The 19,991-nt window shown below is 69.0% G+C and carries 16 protein-coding genes, 1 tRNA gene and 1 pseudogene; 13 read left to right on the forward strand and 5 right to left on the reverse strand.

Annotated elements, in window-relative coordinates; all coding sequences use genetic code 11:
• Positions 1-189 (forward strand): annotated as a pseudogene (locus ABIC70_RS18965) (methyl-accepting chemotaxis protein); the annotation flags it as partial.
• Between the two features lie 454 nt (positions 190-643).
• Here ABIC70_RS18965 and ABIC70_RS18970 read toward each other — a convergent pair.
• Positions 644-1,594 carry an SGNH/GDSL hydrolase family protein gene (locus ABIC70_RS18970; RefSeq protein ID WP_354440583.1) on the reverse strand — a complete coding sequence of 317 codons (951 nt, stop codon included), beginning with the start codon at positions 1,592-1,594 and terminating at the stop codon, positions 644-646.
• 261 nt (positions 1,595-1,855) lie between these two features.
• Here ABIC70_RS18970 and ABIC70_RS18975 point away from each other — a divergent pair, with 261 nt between their 5' ends.
• The 3 genes from ABIC70_RS18975 (at position 1,856) to ABIC70_RS18985 (ending at position 6,185) form a co-directional block, all read left to right on the forward strand.
• Positions 1,856-3,133, forward strand: coding sequence for a lipase family protein (locus ABIC70_RS18975; protein ID WP_354440587.1), 1,278 nt, complete (start codon positions 1,856-1,858; stop codon positions 3,131-3,133).
• Positions 3,134-3,280: 147 nt separating this feature from the next.
• Positions 3,281-4,708 carry a hypothetical protein gene (locus ABIC70_RS18980; protein ID WP_354440589.1) on the forward strand — a complete coding sequence of 476 codons (1,428 nt, stop codon included), beginning with the start codon at positions 3,281-3,283 and terminating at the stop codon, positions 4,706-4,708.
• Between the two features lie 259 nt (positions 4,709-4,967).
• Complete coding sequence (locus tag ABIC70_RS18985; RefSeq protein ID WP_043346491.1) at positions 4,968-6,185, forward strand: flagellin N-terminal helical domain-containing protein; 1,218 nt, start codon at positions 4,968-4,970, stop codon at positions 6,183-6,185.
• Positions 6,186-6,739: 554 nt separating this feature from the next.
• Here the strand turns inward: ABIC70_RS18985 and ABIC70_RS18990 are convergent.
• A complete protein-coding gene (locus tag ABIC70_RS18990) occupies positions 6,740-7,816 on the reverse strand; it encodes a hypothetical protein (protein ID WP_354440591.1) in 1,077 nt (358 codons plus the stop codon).
• A 638-nt stretch (positions 7,817-8,454) separates the two neighbouring features.
• Between ABIC70_RS18990 and ABIC70_RS18995 the strand changes: the two genes are divergently transcribed.
• The 6 genes from ABIC70_RS18995 (at position 8,455) to ABIC70_RS19020 (ending at position 14,563) form a co-directional block, all read left to right on the forward strand.
• On the forward strand, positions 8,455-8,826 hold the full coding sequence (locus ABIC70_RS18995; RefSeq protein ID WP_354440593.1) for a hypothetical protein: 372 nt from the start codon (positions 8,455-8,457) through the stop codon (positions 8,824-8,826).
• Between the two features lie 986 nt (positions 8,827-9,812).
• Positions 9,813-10,010, forward strand: coding sequence for a hypothetical protein (locus tag ABIC70_RS19000; protein ID WP_246410595.1), 198 nt, complete (start codon positions 9,813-9,815; stop codon positions 10,008-10,010).
• A 329-nt stretch (positions 10,011-10,339) separates the two neighbouring features.
• The gene (locus ABIC70_RS19005; protein ID WP_043346489.1) at positions 10,340-10,564 is read left to right on the forward strand and encodes a ribosome modulation factor; all 225 of its coding nucleotides are present in this window, start codon (positions 10,340-10,342) and stop codon (positions 10,562-10,564) included.
• 164 nt (positions 10,565-10,728) lie between these two features.
• Positions 10,729-12,807, forward strand: coding sequence for a sensor histidine kinase (locus ABIC70_RS19010; RefSeq protein WP_354440596.1), 2,079 nt, complete (start codon positions 10,729-10,731; stop codon positions 12,805-12,807).
• 13 nt (positions 12,808-12,820) lie between these two features.
• Positions 12,821-13,486 (forward strand): response regulator, encoded by a 666-nt coding sequence (locus tag ABIC70_RS19015; RefSeq protein WP_043346486.1) that lies wholly within the window; start codon positions 12,821-12,823, stop codon positions 13,484-13,486.
• An 84-nt stretch (positions 13,487-13,570) separates the two neighbouring features.
• Positions 13,571-14,563, forward strand: a complete 993-nt coding sequence (locus tag ABIC70_RS19020; protein WP_354440598.1) for a DUF808 domain-containing protein — start codon at positions 13,571-13,573, stop codon at positions 14,561-14,563.
• Positions 14,564-14,731: 168 nt separating this feature from the next.
• On the opposite strand, the gene ABIC70_RS19025 is transcribed toward ABIC70_RS19020, so the two are convergent.
• The 3 genes from ABIC70_RS19025 to ABIC70_RS19035 all read right to left on the reverse strand — a co-directional run bounded on the left by ABIC70_RS19025 (position 14,732) and on the right by ABIC70_RS19035 (position 16,088).
• A tRNA-Gly gene (locus ABIC70_RS19025) sits at positions 14,732-14,806 on the reverse strand.
• A gap of 108 nt (positions 14,807-14,914) precedes the next feature.
• Positions 14,915-15,379: an NUDIX domain-containing protein gene (locus ABIC70_RS19030; protein WP_043378448.1), complete on the reverse strand. Its 465-nt coding sequence runs from the start codon at positions 15,377-15,379 to the stop codon at positions 14,915-14,917.
• A 13-nt stretch (positions 15,380-15,392) separates the two neighbouring features.
• Positions 15,393-16,088, reverse strand: a complete 696-nt coding sequence (locus ABIC70_RS19035; RefSeq protein WP_043758285.1) for a fumarylacetoacetate hydrolase family protein — start codon at positions 16,086-16,088, stop codon at positions 15,393-15,395.
• Between the two features lie 137 nt (positions 16,089-16,225).
• Here ABIC70_RS19035 and ABIC70_RS19040 point away from each other — a divergent pair, with 137 nt between their 5' ends.
• The 3 genes from ABIC70_RS19040 (at position 16,226) to ABIC70_RS19050 (ending at position 19,981) form a co-directional block, all read left to right on the forward strand.
• On the forward strand, positions 16,226-17,674 hold the full coding sequence (locus tag ABIC70_RS19040; RefSeq protein WP_354440601.1) for an FAD-binding oxidoreductase: 1,449 nt from the start codon (positions 16,226-16,228) through the stop codon (positions 17,672-17,674).
• Between the two features lie 258 nt (positions 17,675-17,932).
• A complete protein-coding gene (locus tag ABIC70_RS19045; RefSeq protein WP_043352813.1) occupies positions 17,933-18,226 on the forward strand; it encodes a DUF2218 domain-containing protein in 294 nt (97 codons plus the stop codon).
• 162 nt (positions 18,227-18,388) lie between these two features.
• Positions 18,389-19,981 carry an ABC transporter substrate-binding protein gene (locus tag ABIC70_RS19050; protein WP_354440603.1) on the forward strand — a complete coding sequence of 531 codons (1,593 nt, stop codon included), beginning with the start codon at positions 18,389-18,391 and terminating at the stop codon, positions 19,979-19,981.
• Positions 19,982-19,991: the final 10 nt, after the last annotated feature.

A 19,991-nucleotide genomic window follows, 5' to 3' on the forward strand; every position in this document is an offset into this window, starting at 1 on the left:
TTCCAGCAGATCGTCGCCTCGACCAACCAGCAGCAGCTCGGCATCGAGCAGGTGATGGGCGCGCTCCAGAACATCCGCCAGGCCAGCCAGCAGACTGCGGCCGGCACCCGGCAGGTCGAGGCCGCCTCCGCCAACCTCACCGAACTCGCCCAGGCCCTCATGGCCCTCGCCGAACGCTACCGGAACTGAGGCGGCGCGCCCCTTGGCCGGATCGTCCAGTCCCGGTTCTGCCGACCCGGCCCTCCGCTTCGTACGGACCGAGTGGGACCGAGTGTCGGGCCCGGGGCGGTTCAGCTGCGACGGGCGGAGCGATGGGCCGGCCGGCGGGCGCCGGCATCCGCACGCCGGCGTGCGGCCCGGACGCGCTCGATGTCGGTTATCCCGACCGGACTGGGCGGCGCGTCGTGGGTGAACGGCATGCGACTGCGGACATCGCCGTAATAGTCCGACCCCCCCATTCCGAAACTGCCCGCAATCACGGCTCCGTCCAGGCGCGTATCGCCGGCTGCTGCGCCCGTGGCGATGAGGACGAGGACAGGGGCGGCGAGGAGGAGGCGCATGGAAGCATTTGGCCGCCAATCTGCGGCAGCTTTGCGACGGTTGCCGTCACGAGCGCGTCCCGGGCTGTCGGGCCGTCTTCGGTTCAGGCTTCCGGGTCGCCGTGGGGGGAGCGGGTCGGACGCGGGTGCGGCTTCTGCCAACCCGTCCGACCTTGCGCGAAGCCGACTTCAAGAAAGTGGATCAGCGGATTGACGCCTGCGGCGCGGACATCGGCGTTGGCTTCGAGATAGCCGTCGGTGCTGAACTGTCCGCTCGGGTCTCGCCCCTCGCGCCATCCCAGATCGAGGTAGTGCCGCGCCAACCCGTGGGGATACCGACACGTGTCGGCGTACCAGCTCCTGTAATATTCTTCATCGAAACCCGGGAGCGCGCTGTCCAGGTAGGGCTCGGATTTGAAGTGCGTCCGGACTTGGCTGGCGATGCGGGCGGCGACGGCCGTGTAATCCCGCAGGTAGGTGCCATCGACGAAGGCGTCATCCTCGGCCAAGCCGAAACGGGCGCCGCGCAATCCCGCAAACGGATCGAAGAACGAGACGCCGCGGCGCACACACACAGCGCGGAGGCACTCCGAATAGACTTCGACCGCGGCAGGGTCGCGTTCCGATGCCTTCGCGGCAGGGGTCGGCGGCAACGCCGCCACGAGCGTATCGAGGGTCCAGGCCTGGAGGCGATCGACGATCCGGTCTGTCTGCTCGAAGAAGTCGTCGGTCGCCGCCTTCGACAGCGCCGAGCGGGCGCGGATGTCGTTGGTCCCGATGATCAGGACGGCGAGCAGAGCCGGCAGGGGCGCGCGCAACAGATCGAGGGCGCGGCCACAGGAGCGCGCCGTCGCTCCGGCGATGCCCGCGTTCAGGACGGGGCGCGGAACGATCGGTCGCGGCATGAGCGCCGCATGCACGTCCCCGACCAGAACGATGCAGCCGCTCGGCGCAGCATCGAAGCCAGCCTGGATGTGGCCGAGCCCGTGACGTCGGAGGGCGCCGGTGCGAAACGCTCTCAAGGCCCCCGAAAAGCGCATGCGAATCTTGAACACTGCCCCCGCGTCCCGCACCGTAGGAGGTTCAGTTTTCACAAGTCCAGTCTTTCTCCAGCCTGCCAGCGCCTTTTGACCTCGCCCCCCTTGTCATGGGAGGGAGATCCGCAGGACGTCCGGATGATGACTGATGGCTCGCGGCGGAACCGTCTTCGCCGGCGGGCTGTTGAGGAGCCCGCTCGGTCGTGCAATGGAGCGCGCGCCCATCGGCGCCGTCGACCGCCACAATGCTTTCGCGTGCTCAGGTCCTTGTCCGATCCTATGGTCCGCGGCTACTTATCGTTCACCCCATTCAAGTTGAGAGACCTTCATCCGGCACTGGTCGGGCGACGGCACGTTTTCTTCATTCACGGCTTCGACGCCCGCAGCGGGATCCGGTTTCCTGCGTTCTTCAAACGGGAACTCGGCCGGCATACGGCCCGGTTCGGAACCATGCCACGCGCGGTCTCAGAGATCCGGACCAGCGCCGACGGTCTCAGCCGGACCTGGACGGTCGGCCCGCCGGCCGATGGCGACGGCGCCGCCGTCTGTTGCGAGACCTTGATCTGGAGCGACATCGTCCACGCGGATCTCTCCCGGCCCGTGCTCCGCCAGCTGGCGCTGCTGGCAAGAAGCGTCGTTTCGGGGCTCGCACAGGGGTTGTTTTTCAAGACGGCGCGCTTCGGATGGCCCTACACCCTGCTGAGCGCTTTTCCGTTCTTCGTCGTCTTCGTCGTCCCGGCCCTGCTGATCTCGGCCGGCACGGCGCTCTTCGCCGTCCTGAAACCGTTATCGCCGATGGAAACGGTCGGGGCGGCGCTGATCTGCGCCGTGGCCGCGGGCACGGGTCTCTACGCCATCCGCAAGGCGCTGGGCCGGCTGTTCTTCTGGCATATCCTGAGCATACGCATCTTCTTCTGGCAGCATGCCACGGGCCGGCGACCGGATTACGAGGCGCGAATCGCGCTCTTCAGCGAGCGAATCCTGACGGAACTGGCACAATGGCGTGCGCATCCGGCGGAGGCGCCCGATGAGGTCATGATCGTCGGTCATTCCCTCGGTGCTGCCATGGCCGTGGAGGTCGCTGCCCGGATCCTCGCGCGCCTCGGTACGGACGATCGGCCCCTACCCCGCCTGTCCCTGGTCACGCTGGGCTCGGGGCTTCCCTTCGTCGCGTTGCCGAAGGAAGCCGTGGGGATCCGCGCACGCATCGCGTCGCTCGTCTACAGCGACCGCATCGTCTGGTGCGACTATCAGGCGCCGCAGGATTGGCTCAACTGCTACGGGTTCAACCCCATTTTCGACATCGGTCTCGAGAGACCGGCCTTTCTCGCCCACAATCCATTGATACGATCGGCTGGGGTCAAGGACCGGATACCGGAATGTGACTACAAGCGCTTGCGTCTTCGGCCGTTTCACATGCACTTCCAGTTCCTGAAAGCCAATTTCAGGCCCGGAGAATACGATTTCTTCGAGATGATCCTGGGCCGGCAATCGCTCCTGGGTCGCGCCCTCCGTCCGAACTGCCGGCGCCCCGTCGCCCCTGCGCAGGACCCGTAGGGTCGGCCCCGGTCGGATGCCGACCCACGCGCGATCCAGGCGTTCAGGCCGTCGGCAGCAGGGCCGCCTTATTCAGGTCGCCAGTCTCGGGACAGGTGCTCCGGCCGGCGTTGAAACGGACGGCGCGCATCGCGGGAGATCGTGAGAGTGAAGCCCGGTTCTGCCCTGCTCATCGGCGCCCTTTTCGCCCTGGTGCTGGCGTCGCTCGCCCTTCCGGCCCGGGTCGAGGCCGACTGGAAGGGACCCGACGCGCAGCCCCTCTTCGTCAACGAGGCGAATCCGGCCGGCTACAATTACGCGCCCAGCATCATCTCGGAGAACGGCGTCACCGATTTCTGGTGGTGCGGTCAGGGCCAGACCGATGTCATCTTCCATCGATCCTACGACCCGCAGACCGGCTTCTCGCCGGCCCGGATCGTGTTCAAGCCGACGCCCGGCTCCTGGAACCGCCAATACGTCTGTGATCCCAGCGTGATCCGGGGCCGCTTCGTCAACCCCGGGGACGGCCAGACCTACACCTATGCGATGTACTATTCGGGCGCGGACAACCAGCCTGGGAACAACAATCAGACCGGTCTCGCATTCTCGAACGACAAGGTGACGTGGGTCGACTATCCTGAACCGGTCATCAGGCCGCTTAACCCGGCGGTGGCGCAGGGCAATTACGGCACCGGTCAGCCGGCGTCGTTCACGGACGGCAAGTCCGGTCTCTTCGTTTTCACGACGGACCTCACCGGACCACAGGGCGTTGCCGGCTTCGGCGATCTCTACGTCCGTCACACCGCGGACGGCATCCATTTCGGGGCGCCGGTGCGAATCCCCAACGGGACGACCGATGGAGCGACCATCAATCCGAACTCCGATTTCGCGTACGATGCCAAGACGGGAGACGTCTACGTCATCACCGGGCTTCCGGGTCGCGTGTGCCATCAGGTGGCCTGCAAGGATCCGGCCCGCAACCCCGACCGCGAAACCTACCAGATGGGCCTGTTCAAGATGCCCTTGAAGGTCCTGTTGAGCGGGTCACCGGCACGTTGGACGCCGCTCGGCTATCTGAACTCCGACGTGACCGGCTTCTATCTCAATCACAGTCCGGGCTTCCGGCGGGACGGTACGGGGAGCCTCACGCCCTTCCTGCCTGACATCACCGTCTTCTTCTCGGGCGGCGACCCTTACCCGGGCACGTGGCGGATCGCCGAGGCGCGCGCGACCCGCGGTGCCGACCGTTTGCCCTTGCGGCGCGCCATTGGTCCCGCCGGACATTGGGTCACGACGGGCTATGTCGCGCCCGCCTACAGGGCCGAGGGCAGCGTCGGCAGCGTGCTGACGCTTTCGGCCCCCGGGACCGCAAGACTGATGAGTTGCGTGGCGGGACAGGATCACTTCCTCAGCCGGGACGTGCGCTGCGAGGGGCAGACCCCGCTGGGGCAGACCGGCTACGTCTACGAGGCCCCCAGGCCCGGCAGCCACCCCATCTACCGCTGCAATGCCGGCGGTCGCGATCACTTCGTATCGACCCTCGCGGGCTGTGAAGGGCATACGACCGAGGGCCTGCTCGGCTACGCACTCGATTGATTTTTCTTCGCGCGGCTCGCCGTACCGGTCCGACCACTGAGATATCAGGCGGCATGAGCGACCGCGCGTGATCAAGTCTCCAATCGGCCGATACCGGCCTGTGCTGCAGCGGGCAGATGAGCCTAGCGCCGGCACAGGGTTTCGGAAGGAGCGGCGGGGCGCTGAAAATACTCGCGCAGTTAATCCGTATTTAACCTTAAGCGGTATTCTTAAGCGATCCCCGAGAATCGGGTTGCTCCGGTTGGAAAGTTAGCGATCCATGTCTTCCATCACCCTGTCGGCCGCGACACGCCAGAACCTGCTCTCCCTGCAGGATACCGCCCAGCTGATGGCGACCACGCAAAACCGCCTCGCCACCGGCAAGACGGTCAACTCCGCCCTCGACAACCCGACCAACTTCTTCACCTCCCAGTCCCTCGACGCCCGGTCCTCGAACCTGAACACCCTGCTCGACGGCATCTCCAACGGCGTCCAGACGATCCAGGCCGCCAACCAGGGCATCACCTCGATCCAGAAGCTGGTCGATCAGGCCAAGTCCATCGCCAACCAGGCCCTCTCGACCCAGCTCTCCACCACCGGAACCGCCGCCAACGCCTACAGCGCCAGCACCGCCTCCCAGACGGTGCTCCTGACCATCAACGGCACCTCCGTGTCGGCCACCATCGCCGCCTCGTCGAGCATCAGCGCCACCGTCGCGGCCCTGAACGCCGCCGTCAGCTCGGCGTCGACCTCGTCCAGCGGCTCGTTCGGCGCAGGCGCGATTTTCTCGGCTGACAGCACCGGCACGAAGATCGTCCTGAACGCCCAGGCCGATGTGGAGTTTCAGAACTCCGGCAGCCAGACGGCGCTCGGCTTCACCGGATCGAGCACCACCGCCTCGACCTACGGCACCGCCGCCACCACCGTCGTCTCCAGCGACCTCTCGATCTCCGGCGTGTCGCAGCGCGCCTCTCTGGCGAGCCAGTACAACAACCTGCTCAACCAGATCACGCAGCTCGCCGGCGATGCCAGCTACAACGGCGTCAACCTCATTGCCGGCAAGGGCAATGACATGAACATCAAGTTCAACGACACCGGCAGCTCGAACCTGAACGTCGCCTCGGTGGATGCCACGTCCAGCGGCCTGGGCCTGTCGTCGATCACCAACTCGAACAGCACGTCCAGCCAGAACGGCCTCGGCAACTTCCTGTTGAACTCGGACGTCAACAAGACCCTGTCGACCCTGACGAGCGCCGGCAACACGCTGAACTCCGCGGCGAGCGCGCTCGGCTCGAACCTGTCGGTCGTGCAGAACCGCCAGGACTTCTCCAAGCAGCTGATCAACGTGCTGCAGACCGGCTCGGCCAACCTGACCAACGCCGATCTGAACCAGGAAGCGGCCAACTCCCAGGCGCTGTCGACCCGGCAGTCGATGGGCATCTCCGCCCTGTCCCTGGCCAACTCCGCGCAGCAGGGCGTCCTCCAGCTCCTGCGCTAATCCTGCGCTAAGCCTTCGTCACATCATCGCCATGACGGCCGGAGCGACGCTCCGGCCGTTTGCATGAAAAGCGTCGGACAACGACGGATTCCTCTCGAACGCCGATGGCATCGCGGGCCGCAGCCGATACGGCGTGAGAGGCTGCGCCACGCCCCGAATACCGACGCGCTTCGGCAAGCGCGTCGTCGAAACCATTCGACAGCCCGCCAGCCTGGACCGGGGCGGATCCATGGGTGCGGTCCCCGAGGATGCGGGAACCGTGTCGATTACGCTTTCAGCGGCAGGGACCCGATCGTCTCCAGGATGCATTGCGGCTTAGAGATCGGACAACCCGACGGATTTCTCGTCCGTCGGCTCGCACGGCTTCGAACAAGCCCTGTGACTGGGGCGCAGAGAAGGGATCATCTTCCCTACGGCGGGCAGGCGAGGTCGCCGCCCGGCCACCTGATCTGCGCGGCCAAGTCCTGAAGACGCTGGCGCGTCAAAGCGATCTTGCATGCCCCGGAAAGCATCGGGGCGAGGCTGCCGTTGTGCCCGGGCGTCGTGGTGTCGGCTCACGGTTGGTCGGCGTCCGGGACCGCGCCGCGGGCGCGGAAGCCGTAATATCCGCGGTCGGCGTCGAACAGGACATCGAAACCGTTCAGGACGTGCAGCCCCGTATTGACGAAGGGTTGCGGGCGCGTGGTGTTCAGAACGATGCGCTCCGGTGCGAGTCCCGTGGCGTGGTCGCCGACGGTGACCGTGTAAGCGGCGGCGGCGCCGAAGCGAAAACGCAGTCGCGTTCCGGGAAGGAGCGCACTGTGACCGGTCGCGTCGGTCTGAAGGCTGGTGGCCACCTCCGAGGGCGGCAGGGTCAGGAACATGGCGGTGACGCCGGTGTCGAGCAGTGCCCGGCCGCAGGCGCCCGGCTCCTGACCGTCGACGGAAATGCACACGGGCACGCCCAGCCAGTCGCCCGGCACGCGCGGGTGGGGATCGAGCTTGACGAAGCGGTAGCGGCCGTGGGTGTTTGCGCGCGTCAGGCCGACATGGACGCCTCGGGCGGTGAGCACGTAGCCGCGCCGGATCTCACCGGGGCCGGACGGCTCTGCATTGAGCAGGGGATTGGTGTCGGGCGTGCTCTGGCTCTGGCTGTCGTCCTCGCGGCCGAATCCGATGCCCAGCATGGCCACGTGCTCCGGCGCCTCTTCCGGGGTGCAGTGGCGGGCCTGCGCGGTGCAGGCGATGCGGTCGACCGCGAGGACCGGGATCGGTCGCGTCGCCACGCTCTCGCCGACGCGGCCCCACAGGATTACCGGGACGCGTATCCAGCGGCCGATCATGATGCGGCCGGAGCTCGTGTAGGTGATGCGCCCAGGCTGGCTGGGCAGCGTCGCGTTGTCGGGGATGCGGCTGGCCGAGACCACGATGCCGGTCGAGCCGGTATCCACCAATACGGGCCGGACCGCGCCGCCGAAGGAGAGCCCGAGCCGCGGCGACTGCGCGATGGCCTCGCCGGGTTGCGGTGCATTCAGGAAAGGCAGGAACACGCCACGCCGGTCCTCCAGATAGCTCGGGCCGTCCTCGGCGTTCGCGAACTTAGCCGGTCCGAGGAGCCCGGCCACAGCGAAACCCGCGCTCAGGACAGCCAAACCCGATCTTGCGCCGTGACGGCGCGCCTGAGCGTTGCCGCGGGGACGTTGCAAAGCCTGCCGCATGCCGGTCCTCCGCGGGACGATATCTAAGCGATCCCGCTCACATGCTCGGCCCTTCCGGGCAACGCTTCAATCCACGCGCCGTCAATGGGCGGCGAGCCAGCGCCGGCTGAACGGCAGCGCCAATCCGTGCATCCACGGTGTGACATTGTGTCCTGATCCCGCGGCGGATAACCCTGTCGTGCGCCCGAACCGGTTGCACCCCGTGTCGAGGATCATGAGCTCGGGCCGCGACCCGGGGCAGGAGGACGTTCTTGCCGAGAGCCGACCGGGATCTGCCCGGACGTCCGCCGCCCGCACCGCGATCACTCCGTTCGGCCTGATCGGCCAGAGCCGAATACGACCAGCCCGGGCAGCACCCGATCCGGCGGCCTTGGCCGAGACCGCCCACGGCGCAGCTGTGGTGATCGGCAAGAACAGCGTGAGGCAGACTACGACGGTCGGCGAAATCCTGGCGCTGCCCGTCACGGCCGGCGCGACGACCCGCCACCGCCGCGGCCACGGGAACTCGCATGGGGCGCGACCGGTGCAGGCGGGCACCGACCGATCCGCCCCCGCCCGAAGGAGGAGGTCCGATGAGCGCCCTTGAGACTGGACGGCCGGACCGGTCCCGCCGGCGTCTGCGCGTCATCCTGATCCTGATGGTCGTCGCGTGGCTGCCGGCTTTGCCCTTCGCCGCCGGTGCCGCGCTGACCAGCCTCACCGGCTGTCAAGTCAACGAGGCAAACACGTATCCCTGCCCGATCGCCGGTCACGATATCGGCGAGCTGCTGTACGGACTGATGATGACGGGCTGGGTGTTGATCGCCTTCCTGCCTTTCATGGCCCTGACCCTGCTGCTCGCCGCCGTGCAGGGCTTGCTGATGCTGGTCGGGGCGTGGCGGCGGAGAGGAGAGACGCGTCACGAGACGCACGATCGGCCGCGCCATGATCTTCGTGGAGGATAAAGGCGTCAGCGCGATTGGTCGAGGCGCCGGCTTCGCGGAGGCCGCGGGTCTCCGACGTCGGCCCGGCCGCGCCGCCGCACATGGGGTTACGAGGTCGTCCGGCGGCCGAGCACGCGGGGCATCCGCCTCGGTGACGGCTCTCCCTGGGTTCCGGCCATCCGCAGGCTTCTCCCAATTCTAAACGCCCGGCTACGCCCAGGGTCCGTTGGCCTGAGGCCAGTCCAGGCCGTGCCACCGTCTCTCGGTCCAGACCGGACTGTGCGCGCGCGGGACCTCGGAGAGATCGGACGCGAGCAGGCCGCCTCCGAATCGCGCCCAGTCCTCTAGCGTACGCGTCCGGCCGGCCTGCGGACCGTGCCGCTCCCGCGTGATCTTCAGCGGGGATCCCACGCGCCCACAACGCCGATACCAGTTCCGCGCGCGCCGCACGGGCAGGCCCACCGCCAACTTCATGCCGTTCCCCCTGGCGCGACCATGCGGCGAGGCGCCCGCAGCCCCGTCGACCGGGGCTCCCTACCGCCAAGCTAAGCCAGGCCTTCAGCGCAAGCATGTCGGGCCGACCCTGACACGTCTGCCGATCTCTCCGACTGCTGATCGGTGCAGCGGACCACAGATGGGACGGCGGGACAGTGGCGGGAGATTTCGATCTTCGTCCGCCGCCTTCGGGGCACGCGGCCGCATTCGACGGCGGCGAAGGCTCGGTTCCCCGTCCGACCGTGGCCGCACGGTCGTCCTTCCTCTTCCGTGGAGTTCAGCCCATGAAACGTCTTGCGATCACCCTCACGGCGCTCTCGAGCCTCGTTCTGTTTGCGCCGTCGAGCGAAGCGCGGCCCTACGGTCATGGCCCCGGCCTCCATCACGGGCACCACCATCTGGGCCATGGCGCCTGGAGAGGGCGACGCCACGGATTGCACCATCACCGCCTCCACCGGCACCACATCCACCGGTTCCGCCCACACCACAGGCGGTATCGTGGATATCGGGGTGTGACCTTCCGCCCCTCCGCCTATGGCTACCGGCCGCACGCCTACGGCTACAGCGGTCCCCGTGGGTACCGCGGGCCGGGTTTCGCCACCGGCCTCGGCCTTGCGGCGGCGGCTGCCGGGCCGAACCTCTATCGGCCGGTCTACAGCCGTCCCTACGGCTACCGTTACGCGCCGGCCGGCTACGGCTGCGGCTTCTAGGAAGCCCCTCAGGATCCGGGAAGCCGACGTGCGGCAGCCTCCCGGATCCGCGGGCCATGAAGGCTGTCCGGGTGCCCCCTGCGCAGGAACCGGCAAGGAACCGCGGGCGTCCCGACAGGCGTCGACGCTCAATGACCGCATGATTTGCCGCTTGGGTGCCGCTTTCGCGCAATGGTCAACGGATGATCGTCTGCACAGCGTGTCGGGATAAACCCGACACGCGTCGGTGAGAGCAGCATCGCGATCTGAAACAGCTTGCTCGACCGTTCGAACTGCGCGCTTCTCACGGTGCGGGACATCATCCCGAGCAGCCGGAGAGATCAGCGCCCATGCTCATGGACATCGTCAAACAGGGGGCCCGCGCGCGTTCCGTCGGTCGGCCCCGCGATGCCTGTCCGTATCCCGGCGAGTCGCGCGAGCGCCGCGCGTGGTTCGAAGGCTATGACGGCTCCTCCTGGGCCGTTGCGACGCGGATGCCGCATCCGGCCCGGATGCTGCCCGGATCGGCGCTGTGCGACACCACCCTCGCTTCGGACGCACTCCCGCCGGCTTGATCGCGGGGCGACTTTTCCGCGACAGAGCGCGTGGCACACGGGCCGGGACGGGGACTCGGGAGGCAGGTGGCGATGCGCTCGGGACGGCGAGACAGGAAGGCCGAGCCGCCTGAGCGATGGAGGTCTGATTCGCCTTGGCGCGCTGCGTGCCCGCGCCCGGGCCCATGAACATCCGGCCCCGCGACGCCGCCATCCACGGGTCTGAGCCCCCGCTGAGCCGCGGCAGCCGCCGGACCTTCATCGCCCTCGCCCTCGCGGCGGCCATACCGGTCCTGCTGCTGAGCGGCTGGGTCGCCACGCTCATGGCGCAGCAGCAGCGCGACCTCGCCCGGAGCGCTGCGGTCGCCAGCGCGACCCGTGTGGCCGAGCGCGTCGCCTCGGACATTGCGGCCCAGATCGCGGTTCTCGAAGCGGAGGCCGCCTCCGCCACCCTCGACCGACCGGATCTCGCGGCCTTCTACGCCGAGGCCGAGCGGCTGAGGCAGGCGCATCCGCTCTGGGAGACGGTGGAACTTGCCGGTCCGGACGGCGCTCAGATCGTCAACCTGCTCCGCTCCCTCGAAGAGGAACTGGGACCGACTTCGGACCGGCAGAGCTTCGACGCCGTGGTGCAGACGCGTCAGCCGGTGATCGGCGGCATCGGTCCGGCCGGCCTGATCTCCGGCAAGCGCCTCGTCGCCCTTCGCGTCCCGGTCATCCGCGACGGGATCCTGCGCTACGTGCTGTCGGTCCGGCTTGCCACCAACGCGGTGAGCTCGATCCTGCGGGATGCCGGTGCCCCCGAGGGCTGGGTCGGTACCATCGTGGATGCGGACGGGAACACCATCGCCCGGACCCGGGCCGAGGTCGAGGAACTCGGCCACCCGGCGAATCCCGCCTTGCAGGCGGCGATCCGGCACGCGCCCAACGGATTCTACACCGGCCCGACGCTGGAGGGCGCGAATGTCGAGGTGGTCTACCGGACGCTGAAGCACACCGGCGGCTGGTCGGTGCATTTCGGGATGCCGGTCGCCACCCTCAACGCCCCGGTGTCACGGTCGTATGTCGTGCTGGGCGGCGGCAGCTTCGTCAGCATCGGCCTCGCCCTGGCGCTGGTCGGATTGGTGGGCCGCGACATGGCACAGCGCCGTGCGGGCGAGCAGGCCCGGTTCTCCCTCGCCCTCCGGTCCAGCGAGGAGCAGGGCGCCGTCGCCGCCGAGGCCGCGGAACTCGGCACGTTGCGCTGGGACACCGTCGCGCGCCGGGTGACGGGTTCTGCGCGCGCGGCCGAGCTTCTGGGGTGGCGGGCGGCCGCGGAAGGGCGCGACAGCGCCGTGGACGCCGATACCGTCCTGCAGGCGGTCGAGCCGGAGGATCGCGGGCGCCTGAGCGAAGCCCTGCGCCGGAGCCTCGCGGAGGGTACGCCGCTCGACGTCGAGTTCCGCGTGAACCGGCTCGATCGGGAACCGCGCTGGGTCCGCGTGGCCGGTCGCGTGCCACAGCTTCACGAGGACACCCCGGATGGGCTGATCTACGGCGTGGTCTCGGATATCGAGCCGCGCAAGCGCGCCGAGGCCGAACGGTCCGCGCTGCTCCGCCGCCTCGGCGAGGCGCAGGAGAACGAGCAGCGCCGGATCGCGCGGGAACTCCACGATCAGGTCGGCCAGACGGTGACCGGCCTGTCGCTGGGCCTCAAGAGCATGGAGCGGCTCCTGGCCCGCGGTGCCACAGCCGAAGCCGGAAGGCAGATGGAGTGGCTGCAAGCGCTCGCCGGGGAGATCGGACGCGACATCCATCGGGCTGCCGTCGACCTGAGGCCGACCGCCCTCGACGATCTCGGCCTGCGCGAGGCGCTCGCGACCCTGCTGCGCGACTGGAGCCAGCGGCACGGGATCCGCGCCGATCTGGAATGCCTGAACGAGGCGACCCGTCTGCCGGCCGCCATCGAGACGGCCGTCTACCGGATCGTGCAGGAGGCCCTCACCAACGTACTCAAGCATGCCCGCGCCGCGAGCGTCAGCGTGTCGGTGGAGAAGCGCACCGCCGAGATGCGGGTCGTCATCGAGGATGACGGCGTCGGCTTCAACGCCGAGGACCTCCGAGACCGTTCCGGCAGCGATGGACAGGCCAAGCTGCGGCTGGGACTGTCCGGGATCCGAGAGCGCCTGTCCCTTCTCGGCGGGACGCTCACGCTGGAATCGTCCCCGGATGTCGGCACAACCCTGTTCGTGACCATTCCCGTACCGCACCATCCCGAACCCTGAGGAGAAGCGCCCGATGGATCGCATCCGCGTCGCCCTGGCCGACGACCACCCCATCGTCCTCGCCGGGATCCGGACGCTCCTGAACGCCGACCCCGAGATCGAGCTGGTGGGCGAGGCGACGAACGGCAGCGAGGCGCTGCCGATGATCCATGCAGCCGACCCCGACGTCGCCGTGGTCGATGTTTCGATGCCCGGTCTCAACGGGCTCGAGCTCACCGAGCGCGTGGCGGATGCGTGCCCGCGAACGCGCGTGCTGGTTCTGACGGTCCATGAGGATGCGGCCTACGTCCAGCCGCTGCTCAAGGCCGGCGCCCGGGGATACCTGCTCAAACGCTCGGCTGCGGAGGATCTGCTCCGCGCGGTCCGCGCCGTCGCCGCAGGCGGCGTCTATCTCGACCCCTCGGTGGCGAGCCATGCCCTGGCGCATCCTGCGGCAGACTCCCGGATCTCGGTGGCCGAGCCTGCCGCAGACGCGCTGAGCCCGCGCGAGACGGACGTCCTTCGCCTGATCGCCCAGGGCTTCAGCAACAAGGAGATCGCGCGCCGCTTCGATCTCAGCGTCAAGTCCGTGGAGACCTACAAGGCGCGGGCCGCCGAAAAGCTCGGCCTGCGCACGCGTGCGGAGATCATCCGTTACGCGGCCGCGCACGGATGGCTCGATGCCCTGGCCCTGCGCTAGGAGCCGCGATTCTTTGAGCGCGACGGATCAAATCGCGGCGCGGTTCGTCTGTCTGGCGGACCGAATACGGATGAGGGGAGACGTGTGAGCGTCGGATTGATTGCCCTGCTGGACGATGTCGCCTTCATGGTCAGGAGTGCGGCGGCGTCCCTCGACGACGTGGCAGGCCAGGCCGCGAAAGCCGGAACCAAAGCGGCCGGTGTCGTCATCGACGATGCGGCGGTCACGCCCCGCTACGTCGTCGGCTTCGCGGCGGAGCGCGAGCTGCCCATCGTCGGCAAGATCGCCCTCGGATCGCTCCGCAACAAGCTCCTGTTCCTGCTCCCGGGCGCCCTGGCGCTGAGCGCCTTCGCGCCCTGGGCGATCACGCCGCTCCTGATGCTGGGCGGTGCGTATCTCTGCTACGAAGGCACCGAGAAGGTCTACGAGGGCCTCTTTCCCCATCGCGCCCACGGCGACGCGGCGGACCACGCGGACGGCGCCGGTGGCGCTGCGGCCGGAGAAGAGCGCCGCGTGGCGAGCGCCATCAAGACCGACTTCATCCTCTCGGCCGAGATCATGGCCATCACCCTCGCGGCCTTGCCGGAGGGCAGCTTCTGGATGCGGGCGGCCGTCCTGGCCATCGTTGCTCTGGGCATCACCGTGGGCGTCTACGGCGTGGTCGCTGTGATCGTGAAGGCTGACGACGCGGGCTTGGCTCTGGCCCGCAGCACGGCCGGGCCGCCGCTCGGAAGCCTCGTCCGCGGGCTCGGCCGCGGCGTCGTTAAAGGCATGCCGATCCTGCTCGGTCTCCTGGCCGTCGTCGGTACGGCGGCCATGATCTGGGTCGGCGGCGGGATCCTGATGCACGGCCTGGAGACCTACGGCCTGGCATGGCCTGCGCACGCCGCCCACGATGCGGCGACGGCAGCGTCCGCGCGCCTGCCGTTCGCCAAGGGCTTCGTCGAATGGCTGGTCACAGCCCTCGCGTCGGGCCTGATCGGGCTGGTGGTCGGCGGCCTGCTGATTCCGCTGACGAGCTTCGTGCTGGCGCCGACGTGGCACGCCCTGTCGGCCCTGCGGAAGCAGACTGCCTGATCCGAGAAACGTCGAGGCCGAGCGGTACGGTGGTCCCGACGGTCACCGTATTGCTCGGCCTCCTCCGGAGCCCCATGGCCCGGCGGTCAAGGATGCTTCTGCAGGACCCAGAAACGACAAAGGCCGCAGAGCTGCGGCCTTGTAAGTCGATCGTATGGTTGGGAAAACTGGAGCGGGCGAAGGGATTCGAACCCTCGACCCCAACCTTGGCAAGGTTGTGCTCTACCCCTGAGCTACACCCGCTCACTAGTGCCGCGCCGCCTGGACTTTCGTGCCGGCGGCCCCCGGCGCGGCTCTCTAAACACCATTCCTGCGGACGACGCAAGCGCCCTTTTCGCGAACCGTGACGATTTACCAATTCGGGTCCGGCGGGAGGCCTTCGTGGATCTCGCGGAGCCGGGCGCGGGTCCCCCGGGTGGTGCCCTCGGGCAATGCGTCCAGCGCGAAGAAGGCGCATTCGGCGACCTCCCGGTCCGGCGCCTTGGGACGCAGCACCGTGAAGGCCGGCAGGACGAACAATGCGACGTGATCGCGGGGGGCGGCCACCACATTCCGGTAGAGGGCATGCAGGCGCGGCTCCCCCTGGGGCACGATCTCGGCCTCCTCGCGGAATTCCCGCACCATCGCGTCGCGCACGGCCTCGCCGCGCTCCACACCGCCGCCGGGCAGGTGCCAGCCGCTGACATAGGTGTGGCGCACGAGGGCTACACGTCCCGCCCCGTCCAGGGCGACGCCGCGCACGCCGAGGGTCATGCCCCGGGACGCGAGAGCCCCGAGGTGGAACAGGCGCCGCAGGAGCGGCCGGTCGAGGAGCATGCGGGTGCGCGGCTCAGACGACGTCGAGGGTGATCTCGCCGAGCCCGGCGATCGCCGCGACCATGCGCTGACCGCGCTGGACCGGGCCGACGCCGGCGGGCGTGCCGGTGAAGATCAGGTCGCCCGGTTGCAGGGCGAAGTAACCCGACAGGTAGGCGATCTGCTCGGCGACGGACCAGATCATGTCGGCCAGGTCGCCCTTCTGACGAATCTCGCCGTCCACCGACAGCGTGATCGCGCCCCGCGCCGGATGGCCGAAAACGGAGACCGGATGCAGCGCGCCGATCGGGCCGGACCCGTCGGCCGCCTTGGCGGTGTCCCAGGGCCGCGACATCTTCTTGGCCTCGTCCTGGACGTCGCGCCGGGTCATGTCGAGGCCGACCGCGTAGCCGTAGACGTGGTCGAGGGCGGTCTCCGCCGGGATGTCGCTGCCGCCGCTGGCGAGGGCCGCCACCATCTCGACCTCGAAATGGTAGTTGCCGGTCTTCGGGGGGTAGGCGTGAGGCGTCGGCTCGGAACCGACGATCTGCAGGGCGTCCGCGGGCTTCATGAAGAAGAACGGCGGCTCCCGGTCGGGGTCCGCCCCCATCTCGCGGGCATGGGCGGCGTAGTTGCGGCCGACGCAATAGACGCGGCGCACGGGAAACAGGTCGCTGCTGCCCACGATGGGGAGCGCGATGCGTTGCGGGTTCTGGATGACGGAGAGCATCTCTGCCTCTGCGGTGGATCGTCCGGACGGCCCGGCGCGACGACGCCCGGGCCCTACATCATCGTTGTAAGGTCCGCACCGGCGCGCGCCATACCGGAGCTTGCGTACCCCCGCCTCTGGCCTACAGAATCTTTGCGATGACCCCGACAGCCGCCCTCGACACCCTGCTGACCGCCCTGCGGGACGGGCTCGGCGCGCGGCACGTGCTGACCGATCCGGACGCCCTGGCGCCCTACCTGACCGAGAGCCGGCGCCTGTTCACCGGATCGGCCCTCGCCGTGCTGCGGCCCGGGAGCACCGAGGAGGTCGCCTTCGCGGTCCGCGCCTGCACGCAGGCCGGCATCGCGGTCGTGCCGCTCGGCGGCAATACCGGCCTGACGGGCGCCGGGGTGCCGCAAGGAGGCGTGGTGCTGTCCCTGGAGCGCATGACCCGGCTGCGGGCGGTCGATTCGGTGGATGCCACCATCACGGTGGAGGCCGGGATGATCCTGCAGGACGTGCAGGACGCGGCCGAGGCGGCCGGCATGCTGTTTCCGCTCTCCTATGCGTCCCGGGGCTCGGCCCGGATCGGCGGCGGCGTCAGCACCAATGCCGGCGGGATCGCGGTCCTCGCCTACGGCAACGCCCGCGACCTCGTCCTGGGGCTCGAGGTCGTGCTCGCGGACGGACGGGTCTGGAACGGGCTCAAGTCCCTGCGCAAGGACAATGCCGGCTATGACCTGAAGCAGCTCTTCATCGGCTCCGAAGGCACGCTGGGCATCGTCACCGCGGCCGTGCTGAAGCTGTTCCCGCGGCCGCGCTCCACAAGCGTCGCTTTCGTGGGGCTCGATTCGGCCAGGGCCGCCCTCGACCTGTTCGTGTTCCTGCGGGCGCGGATGGACCGCGACCTGACGGCCTTCGAATACCTGCCGCCGTTCGCCCTGGAGATCGTGCTGCGCCACGTCCCGGGAACGGTGCGGCCGCTGGACGGCGCGCACGGCGCCTACGCGCTGATCGAGGTCGCGTCCGCGCGCCCGGATGCCGACACGCAGGCCGAGCTGGAATCCGCCCTCGGGCAGGCCCTGGCGGACGGGGTGATCGCGGACGCCACGATCGGCACCAGCGGCGCCCAGAACGCCGCGCTCTGGCGTCTGCGAGAGGGCGTTCCCGAAGCGCAGACCCGCGAAGGCGCGTCGATCAAGCACGACGTGTCGGTACCGCTGTCGCGGCTCCCCACGTTCTTGGAGCAGGCAGGCGCGGCCTGCACGGCGGAGATGCCCGGCCTGCGACCCTGCGGATTCGGCCATTTCGGCGACGGCAACATCCATTTCAACCTGTCCCAGCCGCCCGGCATGGCGGCGGCGGACTTCCTGGCCGAATGGGGCCGGTTCAACCGGATCGTTCACGACATCGTGCACGACCTCGGCGGTTCCATCGCCGCCGAGCACGGGGTCGGCCTGATCAAGCGCGAGGAACTCGCCCGCTACGGCGATCCGGTCGGGCTCGACCTCATGCGGCGCCTCAAGGCCGCCCTCGACCCCGAGGACCTGCTCAACCCCGGCAAGGTCCTCATCCGGGACGACCGCGACGCTTCGACGGCGCGCTGAGGAATTTTGTGCATCGCGCCATAATTCGGCGCGGAGCGGGGTGCAGGACGGCAACGCCGCGCCGTCATCCGCCGGGGTGGCCCGCTGCGTTAAGCCGCTGCTAACGCTTCGGACAGACCTTCACCGTAGACGACAAAGACGGGTCCTTCGGCGCCAGGCATGGCAATTGCTCAGAGGCCTTCCTATCTCGCAGATGCGAGATCGAGCGACGAACCGTCACCGACAGGCTGTTTTCATATCTCTTTGGAGACCGACGGAATGCCCACCTCTCAGGCCCGCGTGCAGACCAACGAGGCGAGCCGCTACCTGCAGCAGCTCTGCCGGCACTGGAGCCACAAGTTCAAGGTCGAGGCGACGCCCGTGCACGGCACCGTGCCGTTCGGCGAGGACCGCGTCTGCACCTTCGATGCCGAGCCCGACGCCCTGGTGATGCGCATCGACAGCTCCGACCCGGTGAACCTCACCCGGCTCGAGAACGTCGTGGCCGACCACCTCGCCCGCTTCGCCTTCCGCGAGAGCCTCGGCGACATCCGCTGGTCGCGCGCCGCCTGACGGCCCGCGCAGCGCGGTCACGTTCGACCCGTCCGGCCCCTGGCCCGGGCGGGATCTCGCGATCCGGAACGGCCCGCGGCGGTGGCGCACCAGGTGGCGCACCACTTGCACGCGAGTTCGGCTTGCGGCCAGATCGGTCGCCGCCGAGACCGGGATCGATCCATGAAGCGACGTACCCTGCTGACAGGCGCCGGAGCGCTGGTGGCCGGGACGCTCGCCCGTCCGGCCCTGGTGCGGGCGGCCTCCGCGACGACGCTGCGCTTCGTGCCCTACGCGGATCTGGCGCTTCTCGACCCGATCATCACCACGAACTACGTCACGCGCACCCATGCGCTGATGGTGTTCGATACACTCTACAGCCTGGATGCCGCCTACCGGGCCCAGCCGCAGATGGTCGCGGGCCACGAGGTCACCGCCGACGGCCTCACCTGGCGCCTGACCCTGCGGGACGGCCTGCGCTTTCATGACGGCACGCCGGTCCTCGGCCGCGACGTTGTGGCGAGCCTCAAACGCTGGTCGCAGCGGGACGCCTACGGTGGGGCGCTGTTCGACACGGTGGACGACCTCTCGGCGCCCTCCGACACCATGGTGCAGTTCCGCCTGAAACGGCCCTTCCCGCTCCTGCCGGACGCCCTCGCCAAGCCGACCTCCTATGTCCCGGTGATCATGCCGGAGCGCCTGAGCGCGACGCCGGCGACGCAGGCGGTGCCGGAGATCGTCGGCAGCGGCCCGTATCGGTTCATCGCCGCCGAGCGGGTTCCGGGCTCGCTCAACGTCTACCGCCGGTTCGAGGAGTACCGACCCCGTCCGGACGGGACGGCGAGCTTCACCGCCGGGCCGCGGATCGCGCATTTCGACCGCATCGAGTGGCGCACGATCCCCGACGGCGCGACCGCGGCCGGCGCCCTGCGCTCGGGCGAGATCGACTGGTGGGAGCAGCCCCTCGTCGATCTCGTGCCCGACCTGATGCGTCAGCCGGCCGTGCGGGTGGATCTGGTGGAGACCGCCGGGCTGATCGGACAGATCCGCCTCAACCACACCCTGCCGCCCTTCGACAATCCCGCGATCAGCCGCGCGCTGCTCTCGGCCGTCGACCAGACCGAGATGATGGATGCGGTCGCCGGCAGCGACCCGGCGATCCGCCGCGGGCCCGTCGGGATCTTCACCGCGGGTGGTCCGATGGCGTCGTCGGCCGGCATGGCGGTGCTCACCGGCCCTCGCGACCTCGCCGCCGCGAGGCGGGCGCTCGCCGAGGCGGGCTACAAGGGCGAGCGGGTGGTGCTGCTCTCCGGGACCGACGTGCCGCGGATCAACGCGATCTGCGAGGTGATGGCCGATGCCTGCCGCAAGCTCGGGATGAACCTCGACGTCGTCGCCACCGATTGGGGGACCGTGAACCAGCGGATCCTGAACGCGAAGCCCCTGGACCAGGGCGGCTGGTCGATGTTTGGGATCTTCTCCGGCGGGCTGGACCATCTCTCGCCGGCCTACCATCTGGCCGCCCGCGGGAACGGCCGCGCGGGCGTCCCGAGCTGGCTCACGGACGCCCCCCTGGAGGAGATGCGCAGCGCGTGGTTCGCCGCGCCGGACCTCGCCGCCCAAAAGGCCCTCGCGGCGCGGATTCAGGCGCGCGCCCTGGAGGTTGGCGCCTATCTCCCCTGCGGCCAGTATTTCCAGCCGACCGCTTACCGGCGCGACCTCGAAGGCATGCTGACCGGGCTGCCGCTGTTCTGGAACCTGCGCCGGTCGGCCTGAGCGCGCAGCC

The sequence above is a fragment of the Methylobacterium sp. 1973 genome, assembly GCF_040545035.1.
GTDB lineage: Bacteria > Pseudomonadota > Alphaproteobacteria > Rhizobiales > Beijerinckiaceae > Methylobacterium > Methylobacterium fujisawaense.